The organism is Micromonospora sp. NBRC 110037 (assembly GCF_001652995.1).
Lineage (GTDB): Bacteria > Actinomycetota > Actinomycetes > Mycobacteriales > Micromonosporaceae > Micromonospora > Micromonospora chalcea.
In genome coordinates, this window is the sequence record NZ_BBVA01000004.1 from 614,634 (window position 1) to 626,772 (window position 12,139).

Genomic DNA, 12,139 nt, shown 5'->3' on the forward strand with positions numbered 1-12,139 from the left:
AGGCTACGCCCGGCCGGCCGCGTCACCGACCGTCGCCGCCGGATCGCCGCGCAGCACCTCGTCGACGTCGTAGCGGATCGGGCGGTCGAGCTGGCCGTAGTCGCAGGAGCGCGGATCACGGTCGGGGCGCCAGCGCACGAACCGGGCGGTGTGCCGCAGCCGGTCGCCCTCCATCGCGTCGTACGCCACCTCGACCACCAGCTCGGGACGCAGCGGCTCCCACTCCAGGTTCTTGCCGCCGGTCCACCGGCTCACCCCGCCCGGGATGCGCTGGCCCCGCTCGTGGTCGCCGTGCACCCACGGGTGCTCGCCGCCGACCTCGCGGTAGGGCTCCAGCTCGTCCAGCAGCTCCTTGCGGCGGGCCATGGTGAACGAGGAACTGACGCCGATGTGGTGCAGCACGCCCTGGTCGTCGTAGAGCCCCAGCAGCAGCGAGCCCACCACCGGGCCGGACTTGTGCCAGCGGAAGCCCGCCACCACCGCGTCCATGGTGCGCGCGTGCTTGACCTTGAACATGAGCCGCTTGCCCGGCTCGTACGGCAGGTCGGCCGGCTTGACGATCAGCCCGTCCAGGCCGGCGCCCTCGAACACCTCGAACCAGCGGCGGGCCGTCTCCGGGTCGGTGGTCACCTGGGTCACGTGCACCGGCGGCCGCACCCCGGACAACGCCTGCTCCAGCCGCTCGCGGCGCTGCGGATAGGGCTGCCCGGTGAGCAGCTCGTCGTCGATGGCCAGCAGGTCGAACGCGACGAAGTCGGCCGGGGTGGTCTCGGCCAGCAGCTTCACCCGGGAGGCGGCCGGATGGATCCGCTGGGCCAGCAGCTCGAAGTCGAGCCGGGGGTGCCCGCCCGGCCCGTCCCGGCGGATCACGATCAGCTCGCCGTCGACGGCGCACCGGGGCGGGAGCTGCCGGCGCGCCTGCTCGACCACCTCCGGGAAGTAGCGCGTCATCGACTTGCCGCCCCGGCTGGCCAGCTCGACCTCGTCACCGTCGCGGAACACGATGCAGCGGAAGCCGTCCCACTTCGGCTCGTAGGTCAGGCCGGGATCGGTGGGCAGCTCGGACACGCTCTTGGCCAGCATCGGCTCGACCGGAGGGTTGATCGGCAGGTCCACGGCGACCAGTCAACCAGACCCCACCGACAGTGGTGAGGCAGATCACCGGGGGTGGTCGGGCGGCGTGTCCCGTGCCGGTCGCCTTCGTCACCGCTGCCCGGATGGTGAAACCGCAGGTCAGAGCTACCTTCGCGGCGTGCCGGAGTGGAGCTGCGGATGCTGCGGGCGCTGGCGGGTCAGCGTCGAGCTGATCCGTGGCCGCTACCGCTACCGGCTGGCGCACCGCTATCCGGCCGAGCACGGCGGCGGCGCGAACGTCCTCGGCGAGGTCGGCTCGATCACCGAGCTGGAACGCCTGCTGAAGCGCTACGCCCCGGTCACCCTGGCCGACCTGCGCGAAGCGGCCTGACCCTCCGCCCGGCGACCCGCTGCCCGCCGGCCGGCGCCGAGCGACGGAATGCCGGCTGCCCCTCCGCCCCGGCATCTCCGCCCCGGCAAGCCGCCGATCTTGGAGTTGTGGTGCCTCGTAAAGTTCGTCAATCGGGCATCCTGGGCACCCTAAGTCCAAGATCGACGAAGCGGGGGCGGGGCGAGGGCGGAGCGGGGCGCGCGCGGGACGGCGGGCGGGTGGAGTGCGGGCGTAGCCTGAGCGGACCGTCCACGGGGGAGGAACGCCGATGCGGTTCGTCGAGTCCGTCGAGATCGCCGCCGACGTCGACCGGGTGTGGGCGGTGCAGAGCGACGTCGAGCGCTGGCCGGAGTGGACGCCCTCGGTCACCGCCGCCCGCCGGCTGGAGCCCGGTCCGCTGGCGCTCGGCTCGACCGCCCGGCTGGAGCAGCCGCGCCTGCCCCCGGCGGTGTGGCGGGTCACCGAGATCGAGCCGCCGTACTCGTTCGTCTGGGAGTCCACGAGCGCCGGCGTGCGCAGCCGGGGCGAGCACCGCCTCGTCGCGCTCGGCGACGGGCGCACCCGGGCCGAGCTGGCCCTGGTGCAGACCGGGCCGCTGGCCGGCCTGCTCGGCTTGCTCGCCGGCTCGATGATGCGCCGCTACCTGCGGCAGGAGGCGGACGGGCTCAGGCGCCGCTGCGAGCAGGGCTGACCGTCTTTTCCAGCACGGCGAGGCGGTTGCCGTTCTCGTCCGGCCGGTGCGCCACCACCCGGTAGCCGCGCCGCGCGTACAGGGCCAGGTTCGCCGCGCTGTCCGCGCCGGTGAACAGCGCGAACCGGGTCACCCGGCCCGCGCAGGCCTGCTCGACCGCGTCCAGCAGCCGTCCGCCGACGCCCCGGCCCTGCTGGTCCGGCGCGACCGAGAGGCGGCCCACGTGGGCGGTGTCGCCGTCGACGCGGGCGCGTACCGAGCCGACCAGGCGGGGGCCGCGCCGCGCGGCGAGCACCACGTCCGGGCCGGCCAGCGCCGCCCGGACCTCGTCCAGCGTCTCGGTCAGCGGGGGCAGGAACACGTCCCGGTAGCGCTGCGCCTCCACCAGGTACGCGGCGCGCTGCACGGTGAGGATCTCACCGGCGTCGGCGACGTCGGCGGGGGCGATGGTCACGTCGGTCACCGGCTCAGCTCACCACAGCGCTCAGAAGCGGCCGTACGCTGGCGGGGGTGTTCCCATCAGCGTGGAGGTGACCGGCGTGCCCGAGCTGACGTACCCGGAGGTGGGCGCGACCCGCGACGGCGGCCTGCCGGCCGGCTACCACCACCTGCGCCACCGGGTCCGGCTGCCGGACGGCGGCTTCCCGGTCGCGGCGGACGCGCTGCTGGGCTGGCGGCTGCACCGCGCCGCGGGCGTGGTGATGCGCGCGGACGCGCCGCGCGCGGCGCCCGGGGTACGTGTCACGCCGGGACTGGGCGTCGGCCCGGCGCGGCTGTGGGGCCCGACCGAGGTGGTCTGGGTGGTGGACGAGCCGGACCGGGCCGGGTTCGGCTACGGCACGCTGCCCGGGCACCCGGAGGTCGGTGAGGAGGCGTTCCTGGTCACCCGGGGCGCCGACGGCGTCTGGTTCGAGGTGACCGCGTTCAGCCGCCCCGCCCACTGGTACGTGCGGGCCGGCGGGCCGGTCGTGCTCGGCTTCCAGCGGGCGTACGCCTGGTGGCTGGGCCGGACGCTGCGGCGGCTGTGCCGGCGGCGCTGAGCGGTCAGTAGCGGGCGAACGAGCGGATCGGGGCGCGCGGGCCGTACTTCGGCGCCTGGATCCCGGCCGCCTCCAGCAGCACGCAGACCCGGCCCCGGTGCCCCCGGAACGGCGCCAGCAGCGCCAGCATCCGGGCGTCGTCGCCGCGCGGCTCACCGGCCAGCGCCCAGGCCACCGTGTTCGGCACGTGGTAGTCGCCGACGCTGACCGCGTCCGGGTCGCCGTACGCGATCCGCACCACCTCGGCGGCGGTCCACGGCCCGATCCCGGGGATCGCGGTGAGCCGCCGGGTGGCCTCGGCCGAGTCGGCGCAGCGTTCCAGCCGGTCCGCGACGGCCGCCGCGCGGCGCAGCGTGTCGGCGCGTCGCTGCTCCACGCCGAACGGGTGGAACACCCAGTACGGCGTGGCCGCCACCGCGGCCGGCTCCGGCGGCAGCAGCAGTGGTTGCAGCGGACCCGGGGCGGGTTCGCGGAAGTGCCGCACGGTGGCGGCGTACGCCCGGTACGCCTCCTTGCCGGTGACCTTCTGCTCGAAGACGGCCCGCAGCAGCCGGGGGAAGATCTGGCCGGTGGCGGGCATCCGCAGCCCGTGGTGCGTGTGGGCGAGGCGGGCCACCAGCGGGTGCGCGGCGGCGAGCGCGGCGAACCCGGTCAGGTCGTCGCGCAGTCCGGCGATCCGGTCGGCCCGCTCGACCACCCAGCCGGCGCCGGGGCCGTACCCCTCGGCGGTCAGCTCGCCGGCCTCCGGGCGCAGCGCCAGCGTGGCCGGTCCGTCCGGGGTGCGGGTGGCCCACCAGAACGTGCCGGCGGCGATCCGCGCGCACGGGTCGTACGGGCTGAACGTGAGCGCCCGCACCGACGCGGCCAGCCGGTAGCCGGCCGGGGGGCGCAGCGTGCGGCGGGCGGCGGGCGAGGTCACCCGGCCACTCTGCCACGCGTCCCGGCGGTGACGCCGGACACGCCGAGCCGGGAGGCGGGGCGATGCCGGTGCGCCCCGCCTCCCGGGTTCCCGACGATGACCGGCCGCGCCCTCCCCGGCGGCGACCGGTCACCGTGACCTGGTGCGTCAGTACGAGTAGTCCGACCCGCCGCCGGAGCTGTTCGAGCTGCCCGCCGCGGGCGGCGCGACCGGCTTGGGCGTGCCGGTGGGCAGGCAGGTCAGGTTCTTCTTGCCGTTCGGGTCGACCACGAACCAGGTGCCGCCGACGCCCTGGCCCTTCCACTGGCCCGGCTTCTTGTCGCCGATGTAGCGGTAGACCGGCCAGCCGCCGATGGTGAGCTGCCGGGTGCCGTCCTGGCGGGTGATGGTGCCGACCTTGTCGTCGGAGACGCCACGCAGCTTCGGGTTGCCGTCGGTGAGCGACGGCGGCCAGACCTCGGCGCACTTGTCCACGCAGTTGGACTGCGGCGGGTCGTCGGAGTCCTTGTCGAACCGGTACAGCACCCAGCCGTCCTGGTCGGTGACGACGCGGCCCATCCGGGGCAGCTTCTTGCCGACCAGCTCGTCGGTGATCTTCACGTTGGCCGGGGGCGCCTTGTCCGCGACCGGCTCCTCCTCGGGAGCCGCCGACGCCTCCGGTTCGGCCGCCGCGGTGGGTTCGGCCGCGGCGACGGCGACCGGCTCGGCCGCGCTCGAGTTCGCCCCGTTGTAGCCTGCGGGGGCGCAGGCCGTAAGTGCGACCATCGCGCTCGCGACGATGACGGTCGTCCGCTTGTGGTGTGCCACGTGCCCTCCTCGTTCTTGGCAGTTCGCCGAGTAGTACGGGCGCGGCACTGTCAAGGTTGAAGTCGAAACGGTGGCACATTTCACAGTGGACTGATTGAACCGACAGCCGTTCTGGCGCGTGCGTCAGCACGAGGGGGTCTGCCGGCCCGGACACGACAAGACGGCGCCGGGCGGTCCAGCCGCTCGGCGCCGTCGTCGTACCGGATCAGATGTCGTCCACCGTCACCAGCGGACTCGCCACCCCGTTCGCGTCCACCGACTGCACCTGAAGCTTGTCGATGTCGCGTACCGGGGCGGAGGTGGACGCGGTCAGCTCCAGCGGAAGCTGGTTCTGGTTCGTGCCGTACCCGCCGGCCGGCACCGACCAGGTGGAGATGACCTCGCTCGTGGCGTTCTTGCGCACCACCACCAGCCGGCAGACACGCGGCCCGGGCAGGCGGCTCAGCTGCACCGAGATCTGCGTGCCGTACTCCTTGCGCGCCAGCCACATCGTGGTCTGCACGCCGGTGCCCGCGTCGGTGGCGTTGTGCTGGTCGCCCTCGATCGGCTTCTCCCCGCCGACGCCCGGGTCGTTCGGGTTGCCCGGCTCGCCGCTCGGCACCGCGGTCGGCGCGGTCTGCGTCGGCCCGGCCTGCGGCGTCGGCCCCGGCTCGTCGCCGAGCATCCCGGCGGCGACCCCGCTCAGGCCGCCGAACACCACCACTGCCGCCGCTGTCGCCAGCAACTGCCGCACCCGGGTACGACGGCGGTCCCGCCGCACCGCCACCAGCGTCCGGTCCAGCAGCGCCGGATCGGTGTGCGTCTGCTCCAGCGCGGCCATCGCCTCGCCGTCGATGCCGGAGAGCAGCCCCACCACCGGGACCATCGTCTCCAGTTCCGCCGCGCAGGCCCAGCAGGTGGCCAGGTGCTCCTCGAACCGCTCCGCGTCCTCCGCGTCCAGCACGCCGAGCGCGTACGCGGCGACGTCCATGTGATCGGCCCGGCTCATTCGGTCACCCCCCTCTCCTGCAGAGCCGTGCGCAGCGCGCGCAGCGCGTAGTAGACCCGCGACTTGGCGGTGCCGAGCGGAAGCCCCAGCTCCTCGGCCGCCTCCGGCACGGTGCGCCCCCGGAAGTACGTCGCCACCAGGATCTCCCGGTGCGACTGGCTCAGCGTACGCAGCGCGTCCGCCACCGTCATCGTGCGCAGGACCCGGTCGGTGCTGTCCGCCTCGGCGAACGCGGTCAGATCCCGGTCGTACGTCTCCGGCGGGCGGGCCTGCTCGCTGCGGTGCTCGTCGATGGCGATCCGCCGGGCCACCGTGACCAGCCAGGGACGCAACGAGCCCTGGCCCTGCACGCCGAGCCGGTGCGCGTTGCGCCAGGCCCGCAGCAGCGTCTCCTGCACGATGTCCTCGGCCCGCTGCCGGTCCCCGCCGGTCAGCCGCATCACGAACATCAGCAGCGGGCCGGCGTGCTCGGCGTACAGCAGGCGGATCAGCTGGTCGGAGTGGCTGGCCTCGGCGGAGGTCGCCTGGTGGCGTCCGGGAGCGGGTCGCGGCGGCACCGGGTCATTCTGGCGATCGGCGGGCCGGGCGTCGACCCCCCGGCGGGAACGCGAGGCGCGCGAGTGTGGTTGTGCCCGGGCGAACATCCACTCGGGCCGCGCCACTTCGCCGTGCCAGCCGGCCGCCACCGCATGCATGCAGACCTCCGCTGTCCAATGACATCAGCCGGCCCCCCACGGGCATGGCCGCCCGGTGATACGCAGCCACCAGTCGATCGGATCAACGTTTGACGGAAAAAATTCCGGGCGGCGGGGGAGCGGAGTCGACGGCGCCCGCGTCGTGGACCACCGCCGCGCCGCCGGTGAAGCGGTCCAGCTCCGCGCCGGCCAGCACCCGGCCGGGGAACCAGTCGCCGGCCGCCCGCCGGGCCAGCTCCGGCACCGGCGGCTCCACCCGGGACGCCACCAGCACCAGGTTGCCGTACCGGCGGCCGCGCAGCACCGCCGCGTCGCCGACCAGGCAGGCCCGGGGCAGCACGGTACGCACTGTGGCGACCTGCGCCTTCGCGTGCCGCAGCGGCGGGCCGTCGGCCACGTTCGCCAGATAGCTGCCGCCGGGCGCCAGCACCCGGGCCACCTCGGCGGCGTACTCCACCGAGGTCAGGTGCGCGGGGGTACGGGCACCCGCGAACACGTCAGCCACGATCACGTCGTACGCGCCGTCCCGGCTCGACGTCAGCGTCGCCCGCGCGTCGGCCACCCGTACCCGCAGTCGCGGATCGGCAGGCCACGGCATCTCGCGGCGGACCAGCTCCACCAGCGCGCCGTCCACCTCGGACACCCGCTGCGTCGAACCCGGGCGGGTGGCCTGCACGTACCGGGGCAGGGTGAGCGCGCCGCCGCCCAGGTGCAGCACCCGCAGCGGCGCCCCGGCCGGCGCCACCAGGTCCAGCGCGGCGGCCAGCCGCCGGACGTACTCGAACTCCAGGTGAGCCGGGTCGGTCAGGTCGACATGCGACTGCGGTGCGCCGTCCAGCAGCAACGTCCACGAGCCCGGACGGTCCCGGTCCGGCACCAGTTCGGCCCGCCCGGTGTCGACGTCGGCCACCACCCGGTCGGCGTCGCGTCGCCGGCCCATCAGCGCCGCATTCCGCGCGCCGCCGCGGTGAGCACGCGGTGCAGCAGCCGCGCGTCGCCGAGCATCCCGCGCAACCGGCGTTCCAGCCCGGCGATCGGCACCAGGTTCTGCGGGGCACGCGGATCCTTGTACGGGGTGGAGGCGAACCGGGGCAACGTCACCAGCGACAGGTCGGCCAGCGCGATCGCCTCCGGCACGGTCAGGTCGGCCGAGCACTCCACCCGCACGATCCCGGCCCACGGCGCCCCGGCGCGCACCGGCAGGCGCAGATACCAGGACCAGCCGCCCCACGCCGTGCCCAGCCGGAACACCGGGCACCGCTCACCCGGCGCCAGCCCGGTCACCACAGCGGTCAGCCGCCCGTCCAGGTATTGGCTGTGCTGCGTCTTGATGTACCCGAGCGTGCGCGGCAGGTTCCGCCGGCTGCGCAGCGGGCCGTCCACCACCAGCAGGTCGCCGTCGGTGCGTACCGCGTCGGAGACGGCCACCTCCAGCGCGGTCAGCGGCGCCTGCACCGCCGCGGGCAGCTTGCTCAGCTCACCGGTGCCGCTTACCCGGTGCACCGGGTAACGCACAGTCCCGGCGACCACGTCCTGCGCCGACGGGCTCGCCGTGAACAGGCCCCGGCCCACCCGGGCGCCAGCCATCTCGGCGGCGCCCCGGTCCAGGTCGCAGCGGACCACACCGGCCGCGTACGAGGCGGCGATGCCGGGGAACGAGCCGCCGTCCTCCTCGGCCGTCCAGACACTGGCGTCGATCCGGCGTACCCCGTCGACGAGCAGCACCACGTCCGGCGACCGCACGCCCGCGCGGGGGCCGATCGCCCGCCAGTCGGTGGCCGGCAGCTCGACGTCGGCGTCCACCTGGGCGCTGCTCGGCGCGGCCGGACCGGACCCGCCCGCAGCCTCGAACGACGCGCCGTACGCCGGATCCCAGGCGTCGACGAAGAACGCCGGCGACTGTGACGTCACAGGCCGGTCCGTTCCACGCGGGCCGTCCGCGCGTCCTTGCGCACCTCGAACCGGACCGGGATCCGCTCGGCCAGCGCCGGCACGTGGGTGACCACGCCGACCATCCGGTCGCCCCGGGCAGCCAGGTTCTCCAGCGTCGCCGCGACCGTGTCCAGCGTCGCCGCGTCGAGCGTGCCGAAACCCTCGTCCAGGACGATCGACTCCAGGCTCGCGGCGGTGGTGGACATCCCGGCGAGCTGCTCGGACAGCGCCAGCGCCAGCGCCAGCGACGCCTGGAACGTCTCCCCGCCGGACAGCGTGCGCACCCCGCGCCGCAACCCGGCGTCGTGGTGGTCGACCACGAAGAACTCGCCCTTGTCGTGCACCAGGTCGTACTGCCCGCCGGACAGCTCCCGCAGGATCCGCGACGCGCCGTCGACCAGCAGGTCCAGTGCCTCGGTGAGCAGCCAGCGTTCGAAGTTGTTCGCCCGCAGGTGCGAGGCGAGCGCCCGCGCCACCCGCGCCTCGTGCTCGTGCCCGGCCCGCTGCTCCCGCAGCCCGGCGGCCTGCTCGCGGCGCTCGTCCAGGCGGCGCAACTCCGCCTCGGCCCGCTCCACCGCCACCGCCACGTCGCGCGGCGCGTCCTGCGGGGCGTCCAGCCCGGCCGCGGTGAACAACGCGGCGATCCCGTCGGCGACCTCGGCCGCGGCCCGCTGCGCCGCCTCCACCGACTCGGCCAGCCCGTCGCGGTCCGCGCGCCGCGCCCGCGCCTGCTCGCCCGCCCAGTCGGCCAGCGCCGTCCACGCCGCCGCCACGTCGTCCCGGTCGGCGGCCGGCGGCCCGAACCGGGCCAGCCCGTCGCGTACCGCGTCGAAGTCACGCCAGGCCCGGCGCAGCCGATCCTGCGCGGCGTCCAGCGCGCCCCGCGCCCGCCGGGCCGCCTCCCGCCCGGCCCGCACCGCGCCCGCCGCCTCCTCCAGCGCGGCGCGCAGCCGCGCGTGCTCGGCCAGCGCCTCCCGCAGCCGCTCCGGCGTGGGCGCGTCAGTGAGCTGCTCGTCCAGCTCGGCCAGGCGCGCGCCGAGCTGGTCGTGCTGGGTCCGGGCGCGCAGCAGCACCCGGTCCAGCTCGCGGGCCGCGGCGTCGCGTTCCTGCACCACCCGCTTCGCCGCCTCGCTCGCCGCCCGCGCCGCCTTGCCCGCCTCGATCGCCCGGCTCACCGCCGAACCCTTCGGCACCGCCGGCACCGTGGTGACCGTCTGCTCGCACACCGGGCAGGGCGCGCCGTCGACCAGGTGCGCCCGCAGCGCCGCCGCCTGGTCGGCGGCCTTCGCCTCCTCGTGCTCGCGGAACGCCGACTCCAGCTCCGTCTCGGCCCGCTGCGCGTCCGCCCGCGCCGCCGCCAGCGCCGCCACCGCCGCGTCGTGCTCGCCGCGCGCCGCGTCCACCGCCGCGCGCACAGTCGCCGCCTCCGCGGTCAGCCGGTCCCGGTCCGCGTACGCCTTCAGGTGCAACCGCAACGCGCTCTCGTCACCGGCGGCGGTCAGCTCCCCGCGCAGCTTCTCCTCGCGCTCCTCGGCCAGGCCGACCGCGCCCGCCGCCTCGTCGGCGGCCACCCGGGCCGCCGCCACCGCCCGCGCCAGCTCGGCCGTGCCGTCCGGCGGCCGCACCCCGGCCAGCACACCCAGCTCCGCGTCGAGAGCGGCCAGCGCCGCCGCCCGCTCACCCGCCGTCGCCCGGGCCCGCTCCCATTCGGGTACGGCGGCAGCGACCGCTGCGGCCAGCTCCCGCATCGCGTCCACCCGCTCCCGGGCGGCGGCCAGACTCTCGTCGTCGACGTCGGTGAGCCCGCCGAGCAGCTTGTCGACGGTCTCCAGCTTCGCCTCGGCCTGCCCGGCCCGCTCGACCGCCTTCTTCTGCACGTTCTCGTAGACGCCCAGCCCGAGCAGGTTCACCAGGATCTGCTGCCGGGTGGCCGGCTTGGCGTGCAGGAAGTCGGCGAACTGCCCCTGCGGCAGCACCACGCAGGAGGTGAACTGCTCGTACGGCAGCCCGACCGCGTCCAGCACCGCCTGTTCCATCTCGGCCGGGGTGCCCGCCACCACCTCGCCCAGATCCTCCGGGCTGAGCCCGGTGTCGAGCTTGGTGACGTCGAAGCCCGGCGGCATGAGCTGCAGCCCGGCGTTGGCCGTCTTCACGGTGCCCCGGCCGTCCCGGCGCACCACCCGGGTCGCCACGTAGCGGTCCCCGGCGGACTCGAAGACCAGCCGGACCCGCGCCTCGGTGGCCGACGGCGCCAGCGCGTTCGCCAGCCCCCGGGCGCCGCCCCAGCGCGGCACCGTGCCGTAGAGCGCGAAGCAGATCGCGTCGAGCACCGTCGACTTGCCCGAACCGGTCGGCCCGACCAGCGCGAAGAAGTCCGCGTCGGTGAAGTCGACAGTGGTCTCGTCGCGGAACACCGTGAACCCGGCCATGTCCAGCCGCATCGGCCGCATCAGTGCTCCACCTCCTCGAGCAGCTCGTCGAAGAGTTCCCGGACACCCTCGTCGGCGTGCCCGCGGCTGTCCAGGTAGTCGCCGAACAACTCGCCCGGCGACCGCCCGGCCCGCTGGGCGGTCCGGGTCCCGCTGCCCGGCGCGGGCACCAGCTCCGGGTCGATCCGGATCTCCAACGCCCGGGGCAGCAGCTCCTGCACCTCCTCGCGCAGCCCGGCCCGGGGCTGCTCCCGGACGTAGACGCGCAGCCAGCCCTCCGGCGCCTCGATCTCGGCGAGCTGCGCGAGCGTGCCGCGTACCGTGCGCAGCGGCACCGCGCCCGGCACCGGCACCTCCCGGATGCGGGCGGCCGTGGTGGCGGTGACCTCCACGATCGTCACCGAGCTGACGTTCTCCTGCTCGCCGAAGTCGACGGCGAGGGGGCTGCCGCTGTAGCGGATCGGGCACGGGCCGATGACCCGCTGCGAGCGGTGCAGGTGACCCAGCGCCACGTAGTGCGCGTTGCCGGGGAAGACGGTGGCCGGGACCGCGTATCCGAGCACCGTGTGCGCGTCCCGCTCGCCGCCGCCGGTGCTCGCCCCGACCACTGTCAGGTGCGCGGTCACCAGGTGCACGCGGTCCGGCTCGGTGAACCCCTCGGCGAGCCGGTCCAGCACCCGGCCGAGGTGATCGGCGTACGTCTGGTTCGCCTCGGCCGGGGTGAGCGTGTACATCTCCACCGCGCGCACCGCGTACCGCTGGGACAGGAACGGCAGCGCGGCCAGCCGCCAGCGTTCCCCACCGGCGGTGACCCCGTCGACGACGTGCTCGTCCGGGTTCTCCCGGACGCTGCCGCGCAGCGTGATCCCGGCCGCCTCGGCCCACGGGCGCAGCGCGTCCAGCGCCGCGCCGTTGTCGTGGTTGCCGCCGATCGCCACCACGTCCGCGCCGGTACGCCGCAGCGCGGTGAGCGCCCGGGTCACCAGCCGCGTCGCCTCCGGGGTGGGCGCGGCGGTGTCGTACAGGTCACCGGCGACGATGACCAGGTCCGGCCGCTCACGCTGGGCGATCTCGATGACCTGGGCGAGGACCTGCTTGTGCTCCTCGGCCCGGGACTGCCCCTTGAGGACCTTGCCGACGTGCCAGTCGGAGGTGTGCAGGATCTTCATCTGG

General features: G+C 75.3%; 13 protein-coding genes. 3 read left to right on the forward strand and 10 right to left on the reverse strand.

Features of this window, described 5'->3' with window-relative positions:
• Positions 1–3: 3 nt before the first annotated feature.
• Complete coding sequence (locus A4R25_RS15790; protein WP_064447172.1) at positions 4–1,116, reverse strand: ATP-dependent DNA ligase; 1,113 nt, start codon at positions 1,114–1,116, stop codon at positions 4–6.
• A 136-nt stretch (positions 1,117–1,252) separates the two neighbouring features.
• Here A4R25_RS15790 and A4R25_RS15795 point away from each other — a divergent pair, with 136 nt between their 5' ends.
• Together A4R25_RS15795 and A4R25_RS15800 are read left to right on the forward strand one after the other, a co-directional pair.
• Positions 1,253–1,465 carry a hypothetical protein gene (locus tag A4R25_RS15795; RefSeq protein WP_043325629.1) on the forward strand — a complete coding sequence of 71 codons (213 nt, stop codon included), beginning with the start codon at positions 1,253–1,255 and terminating at the stop codon, positions 1,463–1,465.
• A gap of 268 nt (positions 1,466–1,733) precedes the next feature.
• Positions 1,734–2,156, forward strand: a complete 423-nt coding sequence (locus A4R25_RS15800; RefSeq protein ID WP_064447173.1) for an SRPBCC family protein — start codon at positions 1,734–1,736, stop codon at positions 2,154–2,156.
• Here the strand turns inward: A4R25_RS15800 and A4R25_RS15805 are convergent.
• Positions 2,131–2,619, reverse strand: a complete 489-nt coding sequence (locus A4R25_RS15805; RefSeq protein ID WP_043325626.1) for a GNAT family N-acetyltransferase — start codon at positions 2,617–2,619, stop codon at positions 2,131–2,133. The genes A4R25_RS15800 and A4R25_RS15805 overlap by 26 nt on opposite strands.
• A 55-nt stretch (positions 2,620–2,674) precedes the next feature.
• Here A4R25_RS15805 and A4R25_RS15810 point away from each other — a divergent pair, with 55 nt between their 5' ends.
• On the forward strand, positions 2,675–3,196 hold the full coding sequence (locus tag A4R25_RS15810; RefSeq protein ID WP_064447269.1) for a DUF1990 family protein: 522 nt from the start codon (positions 2,675–2,677) through the stop codon (positions 3,194–3,196).
• A 4-nt stretch (positions 3,197–3,200) separates the two neighbouring features.
• Here A4R25_RS15810 and A4R25_RS15815 read toward each other — a convergent pair whose 3' ends face one another.
• From A4R25_RS15815 to A4R25_RS15850, 8 genes are all read right to left on the reverse strand, one after another.
• Positions 3,201–4,115: a DNA-3-methyladenine glycosylase gene (locus A4R25_RS15815; RefSeq protein ID WP_064447174.1), complete on the reverse strand. Its 915-nt coding sequence runs from the start codon at positions 4,113–4,115 to the stop codon at positions 3,201–3,203.
• 147 nt (positions 4,116–4,262) lie between these two features.
• Positions 4,263–4,922: a hypothetical protein gene (locus tag A4R25_RS15820; RefSeq protein ID WP_064447175.1), complete on the reverse strand. Its 660-nt coding sequence runs from the start codon at positions 4,920–4,922 to the stop codon at positions 4,263–4,265.
• A 205-nt stretch (positions 4,923–5,127) separates the two neighbouring features.
• The gene (locus A4R25_RS15825; protein ID WP_064447176.1) at positions 5,128–5,910 is read right to left on the reverse strand and encodes an anti-sigma factor; all 783 of its coding nucleotides are present in this window, start codon (positions 5,908–5,910) and stop codon (positions 5,128–5,130) included.
• The gene (locus tag A4R25_RS15830; RefSeq protein ID WP_030503038.1) at positions 5,907–6,605 is read right to left on the reverse strand and encodes a sigma-70 family RNA polymerase sigma factor; all 699 of its coding nucleotides are present in this window, start codon (positions 6,603–6,605) and stop codon (positions 5,907–5,909) included. The genes A4R25_RS15825 and A4R25_RS15830 overlap by 4 nt, the downstream gene beginning before the upstream one ends.
• Positions 6,606–6,687: 82 nt before the next feature.
• Positions 6,688–7,545: a spermidine synthase gene (locus A4R25_RS15835; protein ID WP_064447177.1), complete on the reverse strand. Its 858-nt coding sequence runs from the start codon at positions 7,543–7,545 to the stop codon at positions 6,688–6,690.
• A complete protein-coding gene (locus tag A4R25_RS15840) occupies positions 7,545–8,516 on the reverse strand; it encodes a hypothetical protein (protein WP_064447178.1) in 972 nt (323 codons plus the stop codon). Before A4R25_RS15840 ends, A4R25_RS15835 begins: the two co-directional genes overlap by 1 nt.
• Complete coding sequence (locus tag A4R25_RS15845) at positions 8,513–10,987, reverse strand: AAA family ATPase (RefSeq protein ID WP_064447179.1); 2,475 nt, start codon at positions 10,985–10,987, stop codon at positions 8,513–8,515. Before A4R25_RS15845 ends, A4R25_RS15840 begins: the two co-directional genes overlap by 4 nt.
• Positions 10,987–12,135 (reverse strand): exonuclease SbcCD subunit D, encoded by a 1,149-nt coding sequence (locus tag A4R25_RS15850; RefSeq protein WP_043325615.1) that lies wholly within the window; start codon positions 12,133–12,135, stop codon positions 10,987–10,989. Before A4R25_RS15850 ends, A4R25_RS15845 begins: the two co-directional genes overlap by 1 nt.
• Positions 12,136–12,139 lie beyond the last annotated feature (4 nt).